At 49.0% G+C, this 22,563-nt stretch carries 24 protein-coding genes, 1 tRNA gene and 1 pseudogene; 19 read left to right on the forward strand and 7 right to left on the reverse strand.

Annotation, left to right across the window (positions count from 1 at the left end):
* The first annotated feature begins 4 nt into the window (after nt 1-4).
* The 6 genes from mlaE to murA all read left to right on the forward strand — a co-directional run bounded on the left by mlaE (nt 5) and on the right by murA (nt 4,018).
* Complete coding sequence (gene mlaE / locus C3D30_RS18625) at nt 5-787, forward strand: lipid asymmetry maintenance ABC transporter permease subunit MlaE (protein WP_000925792.1); 783 nt, start codon at nt 5-7, stop codon at nt 785-787.
* 4 nt (nt 788-791) lie between these two features.
* Entirely contained in the window at nt 792-1,343 is a 552-nt protein-coding gene (mlaD, locus tag C3D30_RS18630) for an outer membrane lipid asymmetry maintenance protein MlaD (protein ID WP_016159478.1), read from the forward strand.
* Between the two features lie 18 nt (nt 1,344-1,361).
* The gene (mlaC, locus tag C3D30_RS18635; protein ID WP_105287242.1) at nt 1,362-1,997 is read left to right on the forward strand and encodes a phospholipid-binding protein MlaC; all 636 of its coding nucleotides are present in this window, start codon (nt 1,362-1,364) and stop codon (nt 1,995-1,997) included.
* Nucleotides 1,997-2,290: a lipid asymmetry maintenance protein MlaB gene (gene mlaB, locus C3D30_RS18640; protein WP_000004491.1), complete on the forward strand. Its 294-nt coding sequence runs from the start codon at nt 1,997-1,999 to the stop codon at nt 2,288-2,290. The genes mlaC and mlaB overlap by 1 nt, the downstream gene beginning before the upstream one ends.
* 159 nt (nt 2,291-2,449) lie before the next feature.
* Nucleotides 2,450-2,704, forward strand: coding sequence for a BolA family iron metabolism protein IbaG (gene ibaG, locus C3D30_RS18645; RefSeq protein ID WP_010346509.1), 255 nt, complete (start codon nt 2,450-2,452; stop codon nt 2,702-2,704).
* A gap of 54 nt (nt 2,705-2,758) precedes the next feature.
* Nucleotides 2,759-4,018, forward strand: a complete 1,260-nt coding sequence (gene murA / locus C3D30_RS18650) for a UDP-N-acetylglucosamine 1-carboxyvinyltransferase (protein ID WP_000357262.1) — start codon at nt 2,759-2,761, stop codon at nt 4,016-4,018.
* 47 nt (nt 4,019-4,065) lie between these two features.
* Here the strand turns inward: murA and sfsB are convergent, their stop codons facing one another.
* On the reverse strand, nt 4,066-4,344 hold the full coding sequence (gene sfsB, locus C3D30_RS18655; RefSeq protein ID WP_000445413.1) for a DNA-binding transcriptional regulator SfsB: 279 nt from the start codon (nt 4,342-4,344) through the stop codon (nt 4,066-4,068).
* 226 nt (nt 4,345-4,570) lie between these two features.
* Nucleotides 4,571-5,542 carry an octaprenyl diphosphate synthase gene (ispB, locus tag C3D30_RS18660; RefSeq protein ID WP_001047343.1) on the reverse strand — a complete coding sequence of 324 codons (972 nt, stop codon included), beginning with the start codon at nt 5,540-5,542 and terminating at the stop codon, nt 4,571-4,573.
* Between the two features lie 258 nt (nt 5,543-5,800).
* Between ispB and rplU the strand changes: the two genes are divergently transcribed.
* The 4 genes from rplU (at nt 5,801) to cgtA (ending at nt 8,670) form a co-directional block, all read left to right on the forward strand.
* Entirely contained in the window at nt 5,801-6,112 is a 312-nt protein-coding gene (gene rplU, locus C3D30_RS18665) for a 50S ribosomal protein L21 (RefSeq protein ID WP_000271401.1), read from the forward strand.
* A 20-nt stretch (nt 6,113-6,132) separates the two neighbouring features.
* Nucleotides 6,133-6,390 carry a 50S ribosomal protein L27 gene (gene rpmA / locus C3D30_RS18670; RefSeq protein ID WP_000940596.1) on the forward strand — a complete coding sequence of 86 codons (258 nt, stop codon included), beginning with the start codon at nt 6,133-6,135 and terminating at the stop codon, nt 6,388-6,390.
* Between the two features lie 126 nt (nt 6,391-6,516).
* The gene (locus C3D30_RS18675; protein ID WP_105285441.1) at nt 6,517-7,482 is read left to right on the forward strand and encodes a DMT family transporter; all 966 of its coding nucleotides are present in this window, start codon (nt 6,517-6,519) and stop codon (nt 7,480-7,482) included.
* A gap of 15 nt (nt 7,483-7,497) precedes the next feature.
* Nucleotides 7,498-8,670 (forward strand): Obg family GTPase CgtA, encoded by a 1,173-nt coding sequence (gene cgtA / locus C3D30_RS18680; RefSeq protein ID WP_000673561.1) that lies wholly within the window; start codon nt 7,498-7,500, stop codon nt 8,668-8,670.
* A gap of 174 nt (nt 8,671-8,844) precedes the next feature.
* On the opposite strand, the gene dacB is transcribed toward cgtA, so the two are convergent.
* Nucleotides 8,845-10,278, reverse strand: a complete 1,434-nt coding sequence (gene dacB / locus C3D30_RS18685) for a serine-type D-Ala-D-Ala carboxypeptidase (RefSeq protein ID WP_001212645.1) — start codon at nt 10,276-10,278, stop codon at nt 8,845-8,847.
* Between the two features lie 246 nt (nt 10,279-10,524).
* On the opposite strand from dacB, the gene greA reads away from it, so the two are divergent.
* Nucleotides 10,525-11,001, forward strand: a complete 477-nt coding sequence (gene greA, locus C3D30_RS18690) for a transcription elongation factor GreA (RefSeq protein WP_001148001.1) — start codon at nt 10,525-10,527, stop codon at nt 10,999-11,001.
* Nucleotides 11,002-11,156: 155 nt separating this feature from the next.
* Here greA and yhbY read toward each other — a convergent pair whose 3' ends face one another.
* Nucleotides 11,157-11,450: a ribosome assembly RNA-binding protein YhbY gene (yhbY, locus tag C3D30_RS18695; protein ID WP_001054420.1), complete on the reverse strand. Its 294-nt coding sequence runs from the start codon at nt 11,448-11,450 to the stop codon at nt 11,157-11,159.
* Nucleotides 11,451-11,576: 126 nt separating this feature from the next.
* Here yhbY and rlmE point away from each other — a divergent pair, with 126 nt between their 5' ends.
* The 7 genes from rlmE (at nt 11,577) to C3D30_RS20885 (ending at nt 17,628) form a co-directional block, all read left to right on the forward strand.
* On the forward strand, nt 11,577-12,206 hold the full coding sequence (gene rlmE, locus C3D30_RS18700; protein ID WP_000145975.1) for a 23S rRNA (uridine(2552)-2'-O)-methyltransferase RlmE: 630 nt from the start codon (nt 11,577-11,579) through the stop codon (nt 12,204-12,206).
* A 99-nt stretch (nt 12,207-12,305) separates the two neighbouring features.
* On the forward strand, nt 12,306-14,246 hold the full coding sequence (gene ftsH, locus C3D30_RS18705) for an ATP-dependent zinc metalloprotease FtsH (protein ID WP_105287243.1): 1,941 nt from the start codon (nt 12,306-12,308) through the stop codon (nt 14,244-14,246).
* 89 nt (nt 14,247-14,335) lie between these two features.
* Nucleotides 14,336-15,184, forward strand: coding sequence for a dihydropteroate synthase (gene folP, locus C3D30_RS18710; RefSeq protein WP_105287244.1), 849 nt, complete (start codon nt 14,336-14,338; stop codon nt 15,182-15,184).
* Nucleotides 15,177-16,514, forward strand: a complete 1,338-nt coding sequence (gene glmM / locus C3D30_RS18715; protein WP_000071137.1) for a phosphoglucosamine mutase — start codon at nt 15,177-15,179, stop codon at nt 16,512-16,514. The genes folP and glmM overlap by 8 nt, the downstream gene beginning before the upstream one ends.
* 227 nt (nt 16,515-16,741) lie before the next feature.
* The gene (gene secG / locus C3D30_RS18720) at nt 16,742-17,074 is read left to right on the forward strand and encodes a preprotein translocase subunit SecG (RefSeq protein ID WP_001517162.1); all 333 of its coding nucleotides are present in this window, start codon (nt 16,742-16,744) and stop codon (nt 17,072-17,074) included.
* Nucleotides 17,075-17,086: 12 nt separating this feature from the next.
* A tRNA-Leu gene (locus tag C3D30_RS18725) sits at nt 17,087-17,173 on the forward strand.
* Between the two features lie 311 nt (nt 17,174-17,484).
* On the forward strand, nt 17,485-17,628 hold the full coding sequence (locus C3D30_RS20885) for a hypothetical protein (RefSeq protein WP_423779530.1): 144 nt from the start codon (nt 17,485-17,487) through the stop codon (nt 17,626-17,628).
* Nucleotides 17,629-17,912: 284 nt separating this feature from the next.
* Here C3D30_RS20885 and C3D30_RS20890 read toward each other — a convergent pair.
* From C3D30_RS20890 to nanC, 3 genes and pseudogenes are all read right to left on the reverse strand, one after another.
* Nucleotides 17,913-18,518, reverse strand: a pseudogene (locus C3D30_RS20890) (sialate O-acetylesterase); the annotation flags it as partial.
* A 35-nt stretch (nt 18,519-18,553) separates the two neighbouring features.
* A complete protein-coding gene (nanM, locus tag C3D30_RS18740; protein WP_105287245.1) occupies nt 18,554-19,660 on the reverse strand; it encodes an N-acetylneuraminate epimerase in 1,107 nt (368 codons plus the stop codon).
* A gap of 19 nt (nt 19,661-19,679) precedes the next feature.
* On the reverse strand, nt 19,680-20,396 hold the full coding sequence (nanC, locus tag C3D30_RS18745; protein WP_016159471.1) for an N-acetylneuraminic acid outer membrane channel NanC: 717 nt from the start codon (nt 20,394-20,396) through the stop codon (nt 19,680-19,682).
* A 1,467-nt stretch (nt 20,397-21,863) separates the two neighbouring features.
* Here nanC and fimB point away from each other — a divergent pair.
* The gene (gene fimB / locus C3D30_RS18760; protein ID WP_105287246.1) at nt 21,864-22,466 is read left to right on the forward strand and encodes a type 1 fimbria switch DNA invertase FimB; all 603 of its coding nucleotides are present in this window, start codon (nt 21,864-21,866) and stop codon (nt 22,464-22,466) included.
* Nucleotides 22,467-22,563: the final 97 nt, after the last annotated feature.

Here is a 22,563-nt window from a genome sequence, read left to right on the forward strand (position 1 = left end):
ACTCATGCTGTTAAATGCGCTGGCCTCGCTTGGACATAAAGGGATTAAAACCCTGAGAACGTTCGGGCGGGCCGGGTTAATGTTATTCAATGCGCTGGTAGGCAAACCGGAATTTCGTAAACATGCGCCGCTGCTGGTGCGTCAGCTCTATAATGTCGGCGTCCTGTCGATGCTGATTATTGTGGTTTCTGGCGTGTTCATCGGAATGGTGCTGGGTCTGCAAGGTTATCTGGTTCTGACCACCTATAGTGCGGAAACCAGTCTGGGTATGCTGGTGGCGTTATCGCTGCTGCGTGAACTGGGACCGGTGGTTGCTGCGTTACTGTTTGCCGGGCGTGCCGGTTCGGCGCTAACCGCAGAAATCGGCTTGATGCGCGCCACAGAGCAGCTCTCCAGCATGGAGATGATGGCGGTCGATCCGCTGCGTCGGGTTATTTCTCCGCGTTTCTGGGCTGGGGTTATTTCATTGCCATTGCTGACGATTATTTTCGTCGCCGTGGGGATCTGGGGCGGATCGCTGGTCGGCGTTAGCTGGAAAGGTATTGATAGCGGATTCTTCTGGTCGGCAATGCAAAACGCCGTCGACTGGCGTATGGATCTGGTCAACTGTCTGATTAAGAGCGTGGTGTTCGCCATTACGGTGACGTGGATTTCGTTGTTTAACGGCTACGACGCCATCCCGACTTCTGCCGGGATTAGCCGGGCAACCACTCGCACCGTTGTCCACTCGTCTCTGGCTGTTCTGGGGCTGGATTTTGTGCTGACCGCATTGATGTTTGGGAATTGAGTTCATGCAAACGAAAAAAAATGAAATTTGGGTGGGTATCTTTTTATTAGCAGCACTGCTGGCGGCGCTGTTTGTCTGCCTGAAGGCGGCAAACGTGACGTCCATACGTACTGAACCGACCTACACGCTTTATGCGACGTTCGATAACATTGGCGGCCTGAAAGCGCGCTCTCCGGTCAGCATTGGCGGCGTTGTCGTCGGTCGGGTGGCAGATATTACGCTGGATCCGAAAACCTATCTGCCGCGCGTGACGCTGGAAATTGAACAACGTTATAACCACATTCCTGACACAAGTTCGCTGAGTATTCGTACTTCCGGCCTGCTTGGAGAGCAATATCTGGCGTTAAATGTCGGTTTTGAAGACCCCGAACTGGGTACTGCTATCCTGAAGGATGGCGATTCGATTCAGGACACCAAGTCTGCGATGGTGCTGGAAGATCTCATTGGTCAGTTCCTTTACGGTAGTAAAGGCGATGACAATAAGAATAGTGGCGATGCGCCAGCTGCTGCGCCAGGTAATAATGAAACCACTGAACCTGTGGGTACAACGAAATAATTTCAGGAGAACCGACGCATGTTTAAACGTTTAATGATGGTCGCTTTGCTGGTGATTGCACCGCTGAGTGCGGCAACTGCGGCAGGCCAGACCAATCCGTATAAGCTGATGGACGAGGCGGCGCAGAAAACGTTCGATCGCCTAAAGAATGAGCAACCGCAAATTCGGGCCAACCCGGATTATCTGCGTACCATTGTTGATCAGGAACTGCTGCCATACGTACAGGTGAAATACGCCGGTGCGCTGGTGCTGGGCCAGTATTACAAGAGTGCGACCCCAGCTCAACGTGATGCTTACTTTGCCGCTTTCCGTGAGTACCTGAAGCAGGCTTACGGTCAGGCGCTGGCTATGTATCACGGTCAAACCTATCAGATTGCGCCAGAACAGCCGCTGGGCGATAAAACCATTGTGCCTATTCGCGTTACCATTATTGACCCGAATGGTCGCCCGCCGGTACGTCTGGACTTCCAGTGGCGTAAAAACTCCCAGACTGGCAACTGGCAGGCTTACGACATGATTGCAGAAGGCGTCAGCATGATCACCACCAAACAAAACGAGTGGGGGACACTACTGCGTACCAAAGGTATCGACGGCCTGACCGCGCAACTGAAATCAATTTCTCAACAGAAAATCACTCTGGAAGAGAAAAAATAATGAGCGAGTCACTGAGCTGGGTGCAGACGGGCAACACTCTGGTATTAACCGGAGAGTTGGATCAAGACGTACTGCTACCGCTTTGGGAAGTGCGTGAAGAAGCGGTGAAGGGAATTACCTGCATCGATCTTAGCCGCGTGTCCCGCGTCGATACTGGTGGACTGGCGCTGCTGCTCCACCTTATCGATCTGGCGAAAAAGCAGGGCAACAGCGTGACGCTTCAGGGGGTAAACGATAAGGTGTATACCCTGGCAAAGTTGTATAATTTGCCGTCTGATGTCCTGCCTCGTTAAATTTTTTCAGGCTGGATAAGGCGTTAACCGCCTGTCCGGCAAATCCGCCTGCAAGTCGAGCCTTGTTTGATTTATCAGCAAGGCTTTTTGCTTATTTATGCCAGCGCAACTTTGCTCTAAGATGTTTTGCTGGTTTATTAACTGATGAATGAAGATCCCATGGAAAATAATGAAATTCAGAGCGTGCTGATGAACGCTCTCTCCCTCCAGGAAGTCCACGTTTCCGGCGATGGCAGCCACTTTCAGGTTATTGCCGTGGGTGAGATGTTTGACGGCATGAGCCGGGTTAAAAAACAGCAGACGGTTTATGGTCCGCTGATGGAATATATTGCGGATAACCGCATTCATGCTGTGTCGATCAAAGCGTATACCCCTACGGAGTGGGCGCGAGATCGCAAACTGAACGGCTTTTGAGCTATGGGCGATTTGCCGGTAGCGGATATGAATTGTTAACTGAGAACAAACTAAATGGATAAATTTCGTGTTCAGGGGCCAACAAAGCTCCAGGGCGAAGTCACAATTTCCGGCGCTAAAAATGCTGCTCTGCCTATCCTTTTTGCCGCACTACTGGCGGAAGAACCGGTAGAGATCCAGAACGTCCCGAAACTGAAAGACGTTGATACATCAATGAAGCTGCTAAGCCAGCTGGGTGCGAAAGTAGAACGTAATGGGTCTGTGCATATTGACGCCCGCGACGTTAATGTATTCTGCGCACCTTATGATTTGGTCAAAACCATGCGAGCCTCTATCTGGGCGCTGGGGCCGCTGGTGGCACGTTTCGGTCAGGGACAGGTTTCTCTACCTGGTGGTTGTACGATTGGTGCGCGTCCGGTTGATTTGCATATTTCCGGGCTTGAGCAATTAGGCGCGACGATCAAACTGGAAGAAGGTTACGTAAAAGCTTCCGTTGATGGGCGTCTGAAAGGCGCGCATATCGTGATGGATAAAGTCAGCGTCGGCGCAACCGTGACCATCATGTGTGCTGCAACCCTGGCGGAAGGCACCACGATTATTGAAAACGCTGCGCGTGAACCGGAAATTGTCGATACCGCGAACTTCCTGATTACGCTGGGCGCGAAAATTAGCGGTCAGGGCACCGATCGTATCGTCATCGAAGGTGTGGAACGTCTAGGCGGCGGTGTCTATCGCGTGCTGCCGGATCGCATCGAAACCGGCACGTTCCTGGTGGCAGCGGCAATCTCTCGCGGCAAAATTATCTGCCGTAACGCCCAGCCAGATACTCTTGACGCTGTGCTGGCGAAACTGCGTGACGCCGGAGCGGACATTGAAGTAGGTGAGGACTGGATTAGCCTGGATATGCATGGCAAACGTCCGAAGGCTGTTAATGTGCGTACCGCGCCGCATCCGGCGTTCCCGACCGATATGCAGGCTCAGTTCACGCTGCTGAACCTGGTGGCAGAAGGCACCGGATTCATCACCGAAACGGTCTTTGAAAACCGCTTTATGCACGTGCCAGAACTGAGCCGTATGGGCGCGCAAGCCGAGATTGAAAGCAATACCGTTATTTGTCACGGTGTCGAAAAACTTTCCGGCGCACAGGTCATGGCGACCGATCTGCGTGCATCAGCAAGCCTGGTACTGGCTGGCTGTATTGCGGAAGGGACTACGGTTGTTGATCGTATTTATCACATCGATCGCGGCTACGAACGCATTGAAGACAAATTGCGTGCATTAGGTGCGAATATCGAGCGTGTGAAAGGCGAGTAATCGTCTGAAAGCTGGCAGCCCCGTTCGCGGGGCTACCGCCAGACCACTCATTTTTTCGGTTTAGTGTAGCTGCGCATTAACTGCGTTCTGTCGATAAACTCATGTGTCTGCGGATCATGGTAGCGTGATGGCCATATAACCCATGGGTCAGTACCCAGGGCTTTCGCAATAATCATCTCTCCCTTTGGCCACGGACGCGATAATGCATTTGCCAGCGTCGAGGAACTCAAACCATTTCTGCGAGATTCCGCCGCCATTGACGTTCCCTTCTTGCGCAACCCCGCAATGATGTCAGCGGGATGCCAGTCAATGAAATTACTCTCCATCTTTCCTCACTCCTTAAGTTAGTCGCTTTCATTCAGAACATATGTTCTGTCGGGCATCACTATACTCCTGATGGCGAATTGCTCTAAAAAGTTCATGTAAATAGCGTGAAGATTCAGAATATATAAAGACAATAACCTGATTATTAAGATGGTATTACACTGAATAAGTATTTTTATGGAACTTACTGGAGTTATCCCGCGCAATGCGCGGGATAAAGGGAAGGAATTAACGATCGCGTTGAACCGCGATGTGTGCAAGGCCGATTAACGCCTCTCGCCACGGGGTATCCGGGAGTATCTGTAACGCTTCGATGGCTTTGTCTGCCTCTTCCTCGGCACGCTGACGCGTCCATTCAAGAGATCCACACGCGTTCATTGCTTCCAGAACCGGTTCCAGAAGATGACGCCCATTGCCTTGCTCAATAGCTGAACGGATCATTTGCGCCTGCTCCGGTGTACCATTATGCATCGCATGTAGCAGCGGCAGCGTCGGTTTACCTTCGTTTAGATCGTCCCCGACGTTTTTACCTAACTGTTCACCATCGGCGCTGTAATCGAGTAAATCGTCGATGAGCTGAAAAGCGGTGCCGAGGTAACGACCATAATCCTGCAGGCCTTTTTCCTCTTCCGGCGTACATCCTGCCAGAATCCCGGAACACTGCGCAGCAGCCTCAAACAGACGTGCAGTTTTGCTGTAGATAACGCGCATGTAGTTTTCTTCGGTGATATCCGGGTCGTTAACGTTCATCAGTTGCAGAACTTCACCTTCTGCGATGACGTTTACGGCTTCTGACATCACTTCCAGCACTTTGAGCGAGCCGAGGCTGGTCATCATCTGGAACGCGCGGGTGTAAATAAAATCGCCTACCAGCACGCTGGCAGCATTGCCAAATGCGGCGTTAGCGGTCGCTTTACCACGGCGCATATCTGATTCATCCACAACGTCGTCGTGTAGTAGAGTCGCTGTGTGGATAAACTCGATTAGGGCGGCAATGGTGACATGCGCATTTCCCTCATAGCCAACAGCTCGAGCAGCCAGTACAGCAATCATCGGACGAATACGTTTACCGCCGCCGCTGACGATGTAATAGCCTAACTGATTGATCAGTTGGACGTCGGAATTAAGCTGCTCAAGGATTGCCGCATTAACACCCGCCATATCTTGCGCGGTTAACTCATTGATTTTTTCTAAATTCATCGCAAAAGCCGGGCTTTTCGCCCCGATTACCTTACTGTGAACAAAGGCAACTTAGGGTTTATGGTTAGGAATATAGGGTGATTGTACTGAAAAAATGGCACAGATAAACGTTACCGTACAAGTTGTGTTTTTTTTCTTCGTGTATTGACTGTAGCACTTGTCAAAGGCGTGCGTTTTGCGTAATATTCGCGCCCTATTGTGAATATTTATAGCGCACTCTGAATCATTGAAAAGGTGTGCGCGGAAGCGGAGTTTTATATGTACGCGGTTTTCCAAAGTGGTGGTAAACAACACCGAGTAAGCGAAGGTCAGACCGTTCGCCTGGAAAAGCTGGACATCGCAACTGGCGAAACTGTTGAGTTCGCAGAAGTTCTGATGATCGCAAACGGTGAAGAAGTCAAAATCGGCGTTCCTTTCGTTGATGGCGGCGTAATCAAAGCTGAAGTTGTTGCTCACGGTCGCGGCGAGAAAGTTAAAATCGTTAAGTTTCGTCGTCGTAAACACTATCGTAAGCAGCAGGGCCATCGTCAGTGGTTCACTGATGTGAAAATTACTGGCATCAGCGCCTAAGACCTGAGGAGAGATTTCAAATGGCACATAAAAAGGCTGGCGGCTCCACACGTAACGGTCGCGATTCAGAAGCTAAACGCCTGGGCGTTAAGCGTTTCGGTGGCGAATCCGTTCTGGCGGGTAGCATCATCGTTCGTCAACGTGGCACCAAATTCCACGCTGGCACTAACGTAGGTTGCGGTCGTGACCACACTCTGTTTGCTAAAGCAGACGGTAAAGTGAAATTCGAAGTTAAAGGCCCGAAAAACCGTAAATTTATCAGCATCGAAGCTGAATAAGTTTTTCGCGTCCCGGTAACGGATGAAAGCCCCGCAACACGTTGCGGGGCTTTTTACATTCGATAGCCGGTAAAAATGCGCATCGTGCGGCGTTAATCCGCAAATGCGTTTTGCAGGGATTACGGTATGAAGCAGCAGGCAGGCATTGGCATTCTTTTGGCGCTCACCACAGCAATTTGCTGGGGGGCGTTGCCAATCGCAATGAAGCAGGTGCTGGAGGTGATGGAACCTCCGACAATTGTGTTTTACCGTTTCTTGATGGCGAGTATTGGCCTTGGTGCCATTCTTGCGGTGAAGAAGAAGCTGCCGCCATTACATGTGTTTCGTAAGCCACGCTGGCTGATATTACTGGCGGTGGCGACTGCCGGGCTGTTTGGGAATTTCATCCTGTTCAGCTCATCCTTGCAATATCTGAGTCCGACCGCCTCGCAGGTGATTGGGCAACTCTCGCCGGTTGGCATGATGGTTGCCAGCGTATTTATCCTGAAAGAGAAAATGCGCAGCACCCAGGTTGTGGGGGCATTGATGCTCCTGAGCGGCCTGGTGATGTTCTTTAACACCAGTCTGGTCGAGATATTTACAAAGCTCACCGATTACACCTGGGGAGTTATCTTTGGGGTCGGTGCGGCGACGGTTTGGGTGAGTTATGGCGTGGCGCAAAAGGTTTTATTACGTCGGCTGGCCTCACCGCAGATCCTATTTTTACTGTACACTTTATGTACAATTGCGCTCTTCCCTCTGGCAAAGCCTGGAGTGATAGCGCAGCTTAGCCACTGGCAGCTCGCATGTTTAATTTTTTGCGGACTGAATACGTTGGTAGGATATGGCGCCCTGGCGGAAGCGATGGCTCGCTGGCAGGCAGCGCAGGTGAGCGCGATCATCACGCTCACCCCACTGTTTACGCTGTTTTTTTCAGATCTTTTATCACTGGCCTGGCCCGATTTCTTCGCCAGACCGATGTTAAACCTTTTAGGTTATCTCGGTGCGTTTGTCGTGGTTGCGGGCGCGATGTATTCCGCCATTGGTCATCGTATTTGGGGCGGATTACGTAAGCATACAACGGTGGTATCGCAACCCCGCGCAGGCGAATGATTTACGGAGAATAAAATGAAGTTTGTTGATGAAGCATCGATTCTGGTCGTTGCAGGTGATGGCGGTAATGGTTGCGTGAGCTTCCGCCGCGAAAAATATATTCCGAAAGGCGGCCCGGATGGCGGCGACGGTGGTGACGGCGGTGACGTATGGATGGAAGCCGACGAGAACCTGAATACGCTTATCGATTATCGTTTTGAAAAATCTTTCCGCGCCGAGCGTGGTCAGAATGGCGCAAGCCGCGACTGCACCGGTAAGCGTGGTAAAGACGTGACGATTAAAGTGCCTGTAGGTACGCGTGTTATCGATCAGGGCACCGGCGAAACTATGGGCGATATGACCAAACACGGTCAGCGTCTGCTGGTTGCCAAGGGCGGCTGGCACGGTCTGGGCAATACCCGTTTCAAATCGTCCGTTAACCGTACACCACGGCAGAAAACTAACGGTACGCCGGGCGATAAGCGCGAGCTGCTGCTTGAACTAATGCTGCTGGCTGACGTCGGTATGCTGGGGATGCCAAATGCGGGTAAATCGACATTTATTCGCGCTGTCTCGGCGGCTAAACCGAAAGTAGCGGATTATCCGTTTACCACTCTGGTGCCAAGTCTGGGTGTGGTACGAATGGACAACGAAAAGAGCTTCGTTGTTGCCGATATTCCAGGGCTGATTGAAGGCGCTGCGGAAGGCGCAGGTCTGGGGATTCGCTTCCTGAAGCACCTGGAACGTTGCCGCGTCCTGTTGCACCTTATCGATATCGATCCGATTGACGGCACCGATCCGGTTGAAAACGCGCGTATTATTATCAGCGAGCTGGAAAAATACAGTCAGGATCTGGCGGCGAAACCGCGTTGGTTAGTCTTCAACAAGATCGATCTGCTGGATAAAGCGGAAGCCGAAGAGAAAGCGAAAGCGATCGCTGAGGCGCTGGGCTGGGAAGATAAATATTATCTGATCTCTGCGGCAAGCGGACTGGGCGTTAAAGATCTCTGCTGGGATGTGATGACCTTTATCATTGAAAACCCGGTCGTGCAGGCCGAAGAAGCGAAACAGCCAGAGAAAGTCGAATTCATGTGGGATGATTATCACCGTCAGCAGCTTGAAGAAATTGCTGAAGAGGATGATGAAGACTGGGATGACGACTGGGACGAAGACGACGAAGAAGGCGTTGAGTTCATTTACAAGCGTTAATTACTGATGACAAACGCCAAATAGCCTGATGCGCTACGCTTATCAGGCCTACAAGAGAATTGCAATATATCAATTTTGTAGGCCGAATCAGGCATTAACGCCGCATCCGGCATAAACAAAGCGCACTTTGTCAATAATCTGAAACCCCGACCATGCGCCGGGGTTTCTTTTTGACTAATTGTTCTGATAAATATCTTTATACAAGCGGCTTTCAAATCGCACTAACGGAATACGGCGATTACGCTGATCCGCCGGTTCTACCGCATAGCCAGAAAGATATTGTACGAACGCCATTCGTTGCCCACTCGCCGTGGTGATGAATCCTGCCAGGTTATACACCCCTTGCAATGACCCTGTTTTCGCTGAGACTTTGCCATCCACGCCAGCCTGATGCAGACCTGCACGGTACTGCAAAGAGCCGTCATATCCCGCCAGCGGCAGCATAGAGATAAAGTTAAGCTCGTTGTCGTGTTGGGCGATATATTGCAGCACCTGCATCATGGTGGCAGGCGCAATCAGGTTATGGCGTGAAAGTCCCGAGCCGTCGGCAATAATCGTGTTGCCAATATCGACACCGGCTTGCTGGCGCAGGATCTGACGCACGGCGTCCGACCCGGCTCGCCATGTTCCAGGCACATTGAAGCGCGCATGGCCTATCATGCGGAAAACCGTATCGGCGATCATGTTGTCTGATTTTTTCAGCATAATCTTAAGCAGATCATGCAAAGGAGCCGATTGTTTACTGGCAACCACCGTTCCAGGTTCGTTAACCTGAGTCTGGCGCAGCAGTGTTCCGCTCCAGGTGATACCTGCCTGTTTTAACTCATCTTTCAGAATTGCACCGGCATAGCTGGCACCATCTTGCACCGCAAAGGCTAACGGGAGCGGCTCGGAACGTTGTGGCAGGCATCCAGTCAGCGTAAAGCGGTTCAGGTCGCCTGGCACGACATCCAGCTCACAGTATTGCGCTTCGGCAGAACCACGGGGGAGGGTGCGTACCTGGCTGAACATCGTAACGGGGTAATAAGATGCCACGCGTATAAAAGCCATATCACCGGGTTTTTGGGCGCTGTAGAGCGAGACGGAGAAGCAATTGCGGTCAACAATGGCAGCGGCGGGAGGGGCGCTAAAGCATTGTGTCATGTCATTCCATGGCCAGCCGGGAGCTTTATCATGACTGGCAAAAATGGAGGTATCTATGAGTACATTGCCATCGATTTGTGTGACACCAGATTTTTTCAGAGTCGCGACCATATTGCGAATATCCTGACGTTTTAGCGTAGGATCGGCACCAAATCGCGCCACTAAATCGCCTTTAAGCACTCCGTTTTCCACATTGCCTTTGGTTTCAAGCGTAGTGGTAAAACGAAAATCGGGGCCGAGTTGAATCAACGCCGCCAGCGCAGTGATTACTTTTTGCGTACTGGCGGGCAGCGCCATCTGCTGACTGTGGTAATCAATCGTGGGAGCAGACGCGCCGACTCTTTGCACCATCAGGGCAAGGTTGGCACCAGCGGGAAGCTGAGTAATGTACTCATCAACATTTGCGGCCTGGACACTGAACGCTATACAGCTGGTCAATCCGATGATAAATCTGGAAAATCGCATAATCTCGCGCTAACAACCTGGAATCGAGCCGTCATACTACGGCGCAACGCCCTATAAAGTAAACGATGACCCTTCGGGAACTTCAGGGTAAAATGACCATCAAAATGTGAATTGTAGCTGACCTGGAACCTGTTTCCGGGTCGGTATTTTTTTGCTTCTGGCCTGGTGAGGAGTTATGCCGGGCTGACCGAACAGCCGGGGTGGGTGGAGACTCGCCCCATCAGGAATATTCAAGAGGTATAACAAATGCAAGCTATTCCGATGACCTTACGCGGCGCTGAGAAACTACGCGAAGAGCTGGATTTTCTGAAATCTGTGCGCCGTCCTGAAATCATTGCTGCTATCGCGGAAGCGCGTGAACATGGCGACCTGAAAGAGAATGCTGAATACCACGCAGCGCGTGAGCAGCAGGGTTTCTGCGAAGGCCGTATCAAAGACATCGAAGCCAAGCTGTCGAACGCGCAGGTGATTGATGTCACCAAAATGCCAAACAATGGTCGCGTTATTTTTGGTGCTACCGTAACGGTGTTGAATCTGGATTCTGATGAAGAACAGACTTATCGCATCGTAGGCGATGACGAAGCTGACTTTAAACAAAACCTGATTTCTGTAAACTCGCCTATCGCTCGTGGCCTGATCGGCAAAGAAGAAGATGATGTTGTGGTCATCAAAACGCCAGGCGGCGAAGTGGAATTTGAAGTAATTAAGGTAGAATACCTGTAAGAATTACCCAATACTCAAAATGTTGATGTATTGTAAAGAAAGGAAAAAGGCCGCTATGCGGCCTTTTATCAACGAACAGAGCGTGGCATTTTGCTCTCCTGCCTGCGGAAAATCCCTCGTTTTACACAGAAAATGTGTGTAACTTTAGGATAATCTTAGCGTGGCAGCGAGATTTTACGTTCTTTAGTTGGGCGATAAAGCACCAGCGTTTTACCGATGACCTGTACATTACAGGCGCCGGTTTCGCGCACGATAGCTTCCACGATCAAGGTTTTAGTTTCGCGATCTTCTGTGGCGATTTTCACCTTGATGAGCTCATGGTGCTCTAACGCTTGTTCAATCTCGGCCAGCACCCCTTCGGTCAAACCATTACTGCCAAGCAGAACAACTGGCTTGAGCGGATGTGCCAGACCTTTCAGGTGTTGTTTTTGTTTAGTACTCAGATTCATCGTATTTTTTTGCTTACGTTGGGATTGAAAACGGGTCATTCTACCGCCATCTCCCATATATCACCAAATAGGCGCGTAAAAATTTACGCAATTGGTTACGATGAGTCATCCCAATGGGAAAGTTAAATGACAGGTAAGAAGCGTTCTGCCAGCTCCAGCCGCTGGCTTCAGGAACACTTTAGCGATAAATATGTTCAACAGGCACAGAAAAAGGGGTTACGTTCCCGTGCCTGGTTTAAACTTGATGAAATACAGCAAAGTGACAAACTCTTTAAACCGGGAATGACGGTTGTCGACCTTGGTGCTGCCCCGGGTGGTTGGTCACAATATGTGGTCACCCAAATTGGCGGTAAAGGCCGCATCATCGCTTGCGATCTTTTACCTATGGATCCTATCGTTGGTGTGGACTTTCTTCAGGGCGATTTTCGTGATGAACTGGTGATGAAAGCACTGCTGGAACGCGTAGGCGACAGCAAAGTTCAGGTTGTCATGTCCGATATGGCACCAAACATGAGCGGAACACCGGCGGTGGATATCCCCCGTGCCATGTATCTGGTGGAACTGGCGCTAGAAATGTGTCGTGATGTGTTAGCGCCGGGTGGCAGTTTTGTAGTGAAGGTGTTCCAGGGCGAAGGTTTCGATGAGTATCTAAGGGAAATTCGCTCCCTGTTTACGAAGGTCAAAGTTCGTAAGCCGGACTCTTCTCGTGCACGTTCGCGGGAAGTGTATATTGTAGCGACCGGGCGTAAACCCTAACCGGGAGATTTCAGACGAAAGTTTGAAAGATGCTGGATATAGAGTATCCTGACGCTGTTTTTAACACAGTTGTAATAAGAGGTTAATCCCTTGAGTGACATGGCGAAAAACCTAATACTCTGGCTGGTCATTGCCGTTGTGCTGATGTCAGTATTCCAGAGCTTTGGGCCCAGCGAGTCTAATGGCCGTAAGGTGGATTACTCTACCTTCCTACAAGAGGTCAATAACGACCAGGTTCGTGAAGCGCGTATCAACGGACGTGAAATCAACGTTACCAAGAAAGATAGTAACCGTTATACCACTTACATTCCGGTTCAGGATCCGAAACTACTGGATAACCTGCTGACCAAGAACGTCAAGGTTGTCGGTGAACCGCCTGAAGAGCCAAGCCTGCTGGCTTCTATCTTCATTTCATGGTTCCCGATGCTGTTGCTGATTGGTGTCTGGATCTTCTTCATGCGTCAAATGCAGGGCGGCGGCGGTAAAGGCGCGATGTCGTTCGGTAAGAGCAAAGCGCGCATGTTGACGGAAGATCAGATCAAAACGACCTTTGCTGATGTTGCGGGTTGCGACGAAGCAAAAGAAGAAGTTGCCGAACTGGTTGAGTATCTGCGTGAGCCGAGCCGCTTCCAGAAACTGGGCGGTAAGATCCCGAAAGGCGTCCTGATGGTCGGTCCTCCGGGTACGGGTAAAACGCTGCTGGCGAAAGCTATTGCAGGTGAAGCGAAAGTTCCGTTCTTTACCATCTCCGGTTCTGACTTCGTAGAAATGTTCGTTGGTGTTGGTGCATCTCGTGTGCGTGACATGTTCGAACAGGCGAAGAAAGCGGCACCGTGCATCATCTTCATCGATGAAATCGACGCCGTAGGCCGCCAGCGTGGCGCTGGCCTGGGTGGTGGTCATGATGAACGTGAACAGACTCTGAACCAGATGCTGGTTGAGATGGACGGCTTCGAAGGTAACGAAGGTATCATCGTTATCGCGGCGACTAACCGTCCGGACGTTCTCGACCCGGCACTGCTGCGTCCTGGTCGTTTCGACCGTCAGGTTGTGGTTGGTCTGCCAGATGTGCGTGGTCGTGAGCAAATCCTGAAAGTTCATATGCGTCGCGTACCGTTGGCGCCAGATGTTGATGCGGCAATTATTGCTCGTGGCACACCAGGCTTCTCCGGTGCAGACCTGGCGAACCTGGTGAACGAAGCTGCACTGTTCGCCGCGCGTGGCAATAAACGTGTCGTTTCGATGGTTGAGTTCGAGAAAGCGAAAGACAAAATCATGATGGGTGCGGAACGTCGCTCCATGGTGATGACGGAAGCGCAGAAAGAATCGACTGCTTACCACGAAGCTGGTCATGCGATTATCGGTCGCCTGGTGCCGGAACACGATCCGGTGCACAAAGTAACGATTATCCCGCGCGGTCGCGCGCTGGGTGTGACCTTCTTCCTGCCTGAAGGCGACGCAATCAGCGCCAGCCGACAGAAACTGGAAAGCCAGATTAGTACCCTGTACGGCGGTCGTCTGGCAGAAGAGATCATCTACGGACCAGAACATGTTTCTACCGGTGCGTCGAACGATATTAAAGTTGCGACTAACCTGGCGCGTAACATGGTGACCCAGTGGGGCTTCTCTGAAAAACTCGGTCCGCTGCTGTATGCGGAAGAAGAAGGTGAAGTTTTCCTCGGTCGTAGCGTGGCGAAAGCAAAACATATGTCCGATGAAACCGCGCGTATCATCGACCAGGAAGTGAAGTCACTGATTGAACGTAACTACAATCGTGCGCGTCAATTGTTGAACGACAACCTGGATATCCTTCATGCGATGAAAGATGCACTCATGAAATATGAGACTATCGACGCACCGCAGATTGATGACTTGATGGCTCGTCGCGATGTACGCCCGCCTGCAGGTTGGGATGAGTCGGGAGCATCTAACAATTCTGACAATAATGGCACGCCAAAGCCAAAGGCGCCGCGTCCGGTTGATGAACCACGTACGCCAAATCCGGGTAACACCATGTCAGAGCAGTTAGGCGACAAGTAAGTTCCCGCATCAGATGACTGTATTTGTACCGAAAACCCCGGGGCGTGCTCCGGGGTTTTTTCTTATCAATTCATACCAGGGATAACACCATGAAACTCTTTGCCCAGGGCACTTCACTGGATCTTAGCCATCCTCACGTGATGGGGATCCTCAACGTCACGCCAGATTCTTTTTCTGATGGCGGTACGCATAACTCACTGATTGATGCAGTGAAACATGCGAATCTGATGATCAACGCTGGCGCGACGATTATCGACGTTGGTGGAGAGTCCACGCGTCCAGGTGCAGCAGAAGTGAGTGTTGAAGAAGAGTTGCAACGTGTTATTCCGGCGGTTGAGGCAATTGCGCAACGATTCGAAGTCTGGATCTCTGTGGATACCTCCAAACCGGAAGTTATCCGTGAATCGGCGAAAGTGGGCGCTCACATCATTAACGATATCCGCTCCCTTTCCGAACCTGGCGCTCTGGAAGCGGCTGCGGAAACTGGTTTACCCGTATGCCTGATGCATATGCAGGGAAATCCAAAGACCATGCAGGAAGCCCCGAAGTATGACGATGTCTTTGCCGAAGTTAATCGCTACTTTATTGAGCAAATAGCACGTTGTGAGCAGGCGGGTATCGCAAAAGAGAAATTGTTGCTCGACCCGGGATTCGGTTTCGGTAAAAATCTCCACCATAACTATTCATTATTGGCGCGTCTGGCTGAATTTCACCATTTCAACCTGCCGCTGTTGGTGGGTATGTCACGAAAATCGATGATTGGACAACTGCTGAACGTGGGGCCGTCCGAACGCCTGAGCGGTAGTTTGGCCTGTGCAGTTATTGCTGCGATGCAGGGCGCGCACATCATTCGTGTTCATGACGTCAAAGAAACCGTAGAAGCGATGCGAGTGGTGGAAGCCACTCTGTCTGCAAAGGAAAACAAACGCTATGAGTAATCGTAAATATTTCGGAACCGACGGGATTCGTGGTCGTGTTGGGGATGCGCCGATCACCCCTGATTTTGTGCTTAAACTGGGCTGGGCTGCGGGTAAAGTACTGGCGCGCCACGGCTCCCGTAAGATCATTATTGGTAAAGACACGCGTATTTCTGGCTATATGCTGGAGTCGGCGCTGGAAGCCGGCCTGGCGGCAGCGGGACTTTCCGCGCTTTTTACTGGCCCGATGCCAACACCGGCAGTGGCTTATCTGACGCGTACCTTCCGCGCAGAGGCCGGGATAGTGATTTCCGCATCGCATAACCCGTTCTACGATAACGGCATTAAATTCTTCTCTATCGACGGCACCAAACTACCGGATGCGGTAGAAGAGGCCATCGAAGCGGAAATGGAAAAAGAGATCAGCTGCGTTGATTCGGCAGAACTGGGTAAAGCCAGCCGTATCGTTGATGCTGCGGGTCGCTATATCGAATTTTGCAAAGCCACATTCCCGAACGAACTTAGCCTCAGTGAACTGAAGATTGTGGTGGATTGCGCCAATGGCGCGACTTATCACATCGCGCCGAACGTGCTGCGTGAGCTGGGAGCGAATGTAATCGCCATCGGTTGTGAGCCGAACGGCGTAAACATCAATGCCGAAGTGGGGGCAACTGATGTTCGTGCGCTACAGGCACGCGTATTGGCTGAAAAAGCGGATCTCGGCATTGCGTTTGACGGCGACGGCGATCGCGTGATTATGGTTGACCATGAAGGCAATAAAGTCGATGGCGATCAGATCATGTATATCATCGCGCGTGAAGGCCTTCGTCAGGGTCAGCTGCGTGGTGGCGCGGTGGGTACATTGATGAGCAACATGGGGCTGGAACTGGCGCTGAAACAGTTAGGCATTCCATTTGCGCGTGCAAAAGTGGGCGACCGCTACGTACTGGAAAAAATGCAGGAAAAAGGCTGGCGCATAGGAGCAGAGAACTCTGGTCACGTGATCCTGCTGGATAAAACCACTACCGGTGACGGCATTGTTGCTGGTTTGCAGGTGCTGGCGGCGATGGCGCGTAACCATATGAGCCTGCACGACCTTTGCAGTGGCATGAAAATGTTCCCGCAGATTCTGGTTAACGTGCGTTATACCGCAGGCAGCGGCGATCCGCTGGAGCATGAGTCAGTTAAAGCCGTGACCGCCGAAGTTGAAGCGGCGCTGGGTAGCCGTGGGCGTGTGCTGTTGCGTAAATCCGGCACCGAGCCGTTAATTCGCGTGATGGTCGAAGGTGAAGACGAAGCGCAGGTCACCGAGTTTGCACACCGTATTGCTGATGCGGTAAAAGCGGTTTAATGCGATAACTAACTGGCTAAAAAGGCGGCGATTGTCGCCTTTGTTTTTCTTATGCACATCGATTTTGCTGTTTTTTTCCGCAGTTGATACAATGCAATAAAATTGCCCTTGCGAAGGTCATTCGCTTTGGTTAGTATTCACACCCGCTTCAGTGGGAAAGATTAAATTTTCTCGCTTTATTGGTTGAAGCATTGGTACGCGGCAACTCCGCAAGGAACAGGTTGATTATGTACGAAGCTCTTTTAGTAGTTTTCCTTATTGTAGCAATTGGCCTTGTTGGTCTGATCATGCTGCAGCAAGGTAAAGGCGCTGATATGGGAGCCTCCTTCGGAGCAGGCGCTTCCGCTACGCTGTTTGGTTCAAGTGGTTCTGGTAACTTCATGACCCGTATGACGGCTGTGCTGGCAACGTTGTTCTTCATCATCAGTCTGGTGCTGGGTAACATCAACAGCAACAAAACCAATAAAGGTAGCGAATGGGAAAATCTGAGTGCCCCGGCGAAAACCGAACAAACTCAGCCAGCTGCTCCGGCTAAGCCGACCAGCGATATCCCGAACTAAGATAGTATCTGTGCTGAGGTGGTGGAATTGGTAGACACGCTACCTTGAGGTGGTAGTGCCCTAACGGGCTTGTGGGTTCGAGTCCCATCCTCAGTACCAATATTCCGAAAGAAAGACGCTGAAAAGCGTCTTTTTTTGTATCTGTGATCCGTCCTGAATAGCGTTAAACAATGTTTTCTGCATCATTGTTTTCTATAAGCGTTGCATAGGTTGTGATTACATAATTGTTGTAGATACAGTTTAAGAAGGCGTGAGCCTCTTCACTCCCGAAACAAAGAAGATTACCAACAGAGTCCAGTTAATGGCTTGCTCACTGTTTGCCCTAACTGTCATTCGATGCGGCGCCGATGCAAACCACCGTTTACGCCGGAGGAGTTAAGAGCATTGATGGATGCGCATAACTCAAATTTGTGAGTGCTCACTCTTCACGCCAAAACCGCAAAATAACGTCAGCAAATTTGTCGGAAATAATCCCCCGGCGGGCTGCCGAGCTAAAATGGCTGCTTCGTAGCGCCGTTGTCCAGTTTTCTGGTGTTCGGTACGCTGAACCGTAATATCCCGTGCTTAAATCATCCGGATCTTCATCAGGCTCGTTCGTCAGCCCTCGTTCGTCTTGTTGCTGGAAGCCGACAAAAATAATATTGGCTAAGACATTCTTTTTATAATTGCCATAAATAGTTTCGTACGCATGAGGATAATTTTCTTTCCAGTACCAGGTGGTATCGCCGCAGAACCACGGAGCAGCGGAAGTGTTAGTATTCAGAAGCTGAGAACGGTACTGCTTTAAATCCTTCCGAAAAGCTTCAACCATATTATTAAAATATTGAGGGTGTAACGCGTAGTCACTCGTCATTAAGTCAAATTCGCCCTGCATCCAGCATACTCCGAGGAATTTATTCAGCGGATTCTTCGCCAGTGCAGCTCGCGTTCTGTTGACTAAATCCTGATACAGCGGAGTATCCGTTCCCCAACGACATGCATCATGGCTGGCTCCGTGTTGTTCTGAATATGTCCCTTCGCAGCCTGCGGTAAAAGCCGATCCGCCACGGCAACAAGGAACGATAAGAACGCCAGCATTATCAGGAATGAAGGGCAGTAATTTCCGCGCAATATGCAGTGCCTGTCCAACTGTACCGTATTGTGTTTGATGATTCGTTGCCAGAGGATGGTGATAATCCCGCATATCCTGAACATCGTGTGGGCAGTGAGTCAGTGGAATAATGTCATTAAATTGACATGATGGGCCACCGGGATGCGTCTGTGTAAATCTTGCCAGTTGTTTTATTCTGGGGTGAGGCGCATCTTCACTGTCTGGTAACGGGAGTCCTTCGCCATATGCCATGGCATTAGATTGACCGGCAACGGTAAGAACATAGTAATAATCGGGCGATGTTATCGTGTTCATATATATGCGTAATTGAAATGACAACGGGTGATGAGCCATTGATAGCAGGGCTCCTTTGCTGGAGCCCTGAAAAGTTAGTTTTGCACAGTAACTTTATTATCTTTCACAGAGAGCAACACTGAGTCCGCCACAGCTTTGCCACCCGTAGTTTCACCGCCAATAATCAATAAATTATTATTCCAGGGCAATGATACTCCGTAGGCCCGACCTTGCGACAGTTCGCCAGATTTCTCCCATTTCCCGTTATGCCAAAGATGAATATCGGCGCTATACGATTTTTTCAGACCTTCATGCGCATAGTTCTTACCGTTCTGGTAATTTTCCCGTGAACCTTTGAATCCGGCTCCTCCGGCAAATATAAGAGAGTCATTGCTAATACCTGCAAAACCGCCAGCTACGCCATCCGGTGAGGAGACGGGAGAAAGTTTATTCCATTTTATGCCATTGCCGGTGAAATCAAGCTCAAATACAGCATCAGTTCGCAGCCCTGGTTTTGCTTCGCCATTAATAAGCCAGGTTTTATCACCATTATTTACTACCGCCGCACCAGCCGTGCCGTACCAAGGAGATTCGCCAGCGTAACTCCATTGCTGTGTAGAGGGATCAAAAGACAACAGGAACTTATTAAAGAAATAATCTTCTGCTTTTTTGTCAAAATAGTGGGCATTGATTTTATCTATGGCCGCTGAATCTTTTCCAGCCTCCCTGAGATCTTCAAAATAGCCATTAAATATATTCTGGTTAACGCCGCCAGTAATATAGGCTTTGCCGTTGTGTACAAAGGTCACATGACCAGCCATGCCCATCGGTGCGTGCGACATTAATTTAACCCAGGTATTAGTTTTGGGATTATATTTGTGTACGTCGTTGAATACCTGAGTTAACCCCTCGCTGTTTTTACCAACACCGCCAAATACATATAAATTGCCATCAATAAAGGCTGAGGTTGCTTGATCTCTCGCGCCAGCGGGGAATTCCGCCAGGGCTATCCATTTTTTATCTTTGGCTTGTGTATCCAGCTTGTACCATGCCGTACCTGCGCTACCTAAACCAATGTAGACAGTGTCATTATCAATTGCTCCAGTACCACTTTTAAATGGCACAGGAGTTTCCGGCAATACCGACGCGTTTGCGGCAAGTGAAGCCATCATGATAGCAAGTGCCGTTATTGTTTTATTCATTGTGACTGTCTCCTGTCTACTACAGTTTAAATGACACACCAATGCGATAACTGTTTTCCGATAAATTATCTCTGCCGTTGTAAACACCCTGACGGTCAAGGTAGTCATATTCTATGTATGGCGTAATATCGGGCGTCATATGGTATTGTAGAACAAATGCATTTTCCGTCGCCCATTTCTTATGGTTTGCATAGCGATAATCGTTTTGTTTGCTGTACAGCGTCGTTTGCCATGCGAAGGTGAAATCACTATTAATATTGTAAGTGACATATCCATCCCAACGATGAACGTTATCACGAGACATATCGCCAGATAAGTCTTGTTGCCGGTAAGCTTTCCAGTCGTAACGATAGCGAATGCCAAAATTGAGATCTTTTGTCGCATCCCAGGACAGTTTTACATATGGTCCATAGCGTGTGCCATTGCTGCTAAAATGGGTTAACATTCCAGGGCGCACGGTCCATTGATCATCAAGTTTAATCGCATAATTAACTTCAACCTGAACATCATTTAATGCGGCATTTTCCTTTTTATTATCATGAATGGTATTCCAGGTATTACTTTCCATGCTTGCCCACCATCCATTTTTCCACCCCTCACTGACTTTGAGTCGAGTTTCATAGGCATGGCTTCCACTACGATATCCACCACGCACATCCAGTGTTGCAGCCTGAGAAATTAATGGTGACGAAAAGCAGAGTAATAATACGCCAGAAAGTATTTTAGCCTTTTTCATAAATTTCACTCATTTGTAGAATACAGAAAGTAATACGAAGTCCGAATAAACAAATAGCATTTATGTTATGTGCTCTTTTTTGCCAGGCTTATAGCGTCATTGGCCACGGATAATTATTTTTTTTGTATAAGGTCTCCTGTGAGAAATTGTTTTCCACATAATTTAAGATAAACAGAGATCTGGATTAAATACCTGAGTATTAAATCTATTCTGATGTTTAATTGATTTTAATGTTCGTAAGCTATTTCACTCACTAAATCTATCTTTAGCCAGTGTCATAAAATGGATTGTTTGTTGATCTCATTTTCATACTCCTTTCAGACTGAAGTGCTCTTTCATCACCCGATAAGGGAGGACGCCAGGGATGTTTGTATTAGATTGCGAGAGAGTCGTCTTATTTATCTCTTGTGTGTACCTTTATACCTGTTATACCAGATCAAAAATCACGCAATCCATACAACAAAACCAGATTTGCAATTCGCGTCACAAAATATGTCGATATTTTTCGAAGGTAAAGTGTTATGTAAGGCCAGATGGTCATTGTCGACTGCCTTCGTGAAACAGATGCTATGTCATTAACTCATTGTTTAATATTTATTTTTAATGGATGTCGACAGTGCCGGGTTTACAAGCTAACTCCGAAAGCACGGTGAAAATGAGAGTTTATCCGCTATCCGATTGACAATAATTCTCACCATAAAATATGTTTTTACGTTCTGAGACTAAGGGCAACCTGGTATGTAGCAGAGGAGTTCCTGGCTCTGTCCTGGGCTGACTCGTTGATGTTCAGCACACTACAGGATGGGGGCAGTCAGTTATTTGCCGTATCGCCAGTAAAGAGCAGTGAGTAAGGAAAGATTAAGTTGAAGTAACATGCATATTTAATGCGAATGTAGATGAAAAAAGGTGCGTGCGAACTTCCCCTCATTTCTCTGGACAATACACGGCCTGGAAAGGGATGTAACAATCTCACAGTATGAGTTTACAAACCAAAGGATAATAATGGCTAGGTAACTAAGCATTAGCATGATAATAGCCACCTGAAAATTATGGGATTCCATTAAATAGCAATTTTGTGAAAAATGGAGTTGACTAATAATGTTATATGTGAGATGGCCTGTTGAACGAATATTAAATTTTGCTGAATTTTTTATGTTGATTTACTTGTTACAGAACATATCACGTGATATATAGATAAGATTAGTTACATTGATGATGAGGGTTATTATTAGATTCGTCTCAGATTGAAAATATATAAAAGACATATCATGCAAGAGCATAGCGTTTGTATGGCAAAGTTATTATAAGTAGCTATCGCCATTCTATTTAAGTTCATTCAAAAGAGCTGGCCCACTTGCGTTAGCCATTAAGTAAATATTCGCTTTTATAAACATAATCAGGATTAAAATGTTGGATTATTGCTAACCCAGCACAGCTAGTGCGCGTCTGTAATTATAAGGGAAAACGATGAAGAATAAGGCTGATAACAAAAAAAGGAACTTCCTTACCCACAGTGAAATAGAGTCACTCCTTAAAGCAGCAAATACCGGGCCTCATGCTGCACGCAATTATTGTCTGACTTTGCTTTGTTTTATTCATGGCTTTCGGGCGAGTGAAATTTGCCGATTGAGAATTTCGGATATTGATCTTAAGGCAAAGTGCATATATATCCATCGATTAAAAAAAGGCTTTTCAACAACGCACCCGCTATTGAACAAAGAAGTTCAGGCTTTAAAAAACTGGTTGAGTACGCGTACTTTTTATCCACATGCTGAGAGCGAGTGGGTATTTTTATCACGCAAGGGGAATCCGCTTTCTCGTCAACAGTTTTACCATATTATCTCGACTTCAGGTGGTAATGCCGGGTTATCACTGGAGATTCATCCGCATATGTTACGCCATTCGTGTGGTTTTGCTTTGGCGAATATGGGAATAGATACACGACTTATCCAGGATTATCTTGGGCATCGTAATATTCGTCACACCGTCTGGTATACCGCCAGCAATGCCGGGCGCTTTTACGGCATCTGGGATAGACCCAGAGGTCGACAGCGCCACGCTGTTTTATAAAGATGGATGAGATGCCATGGATGGTGTTAAAACCTACATTATTCTTACGATATATCAATAATAATTAACCATTTATTAATTGATGTTATTGTTAGTG

This window comes from Escherichia sp. MOD1-EC5433, assembly GCF_002966005.1.
Classification (GTDB): domain Bacteria; phylum Pseudomonadota; class Gammaproteobacteria; order Enterobacterales; family Enterobacteriaceae; genus Escherichia; species Escherichia ruysiae.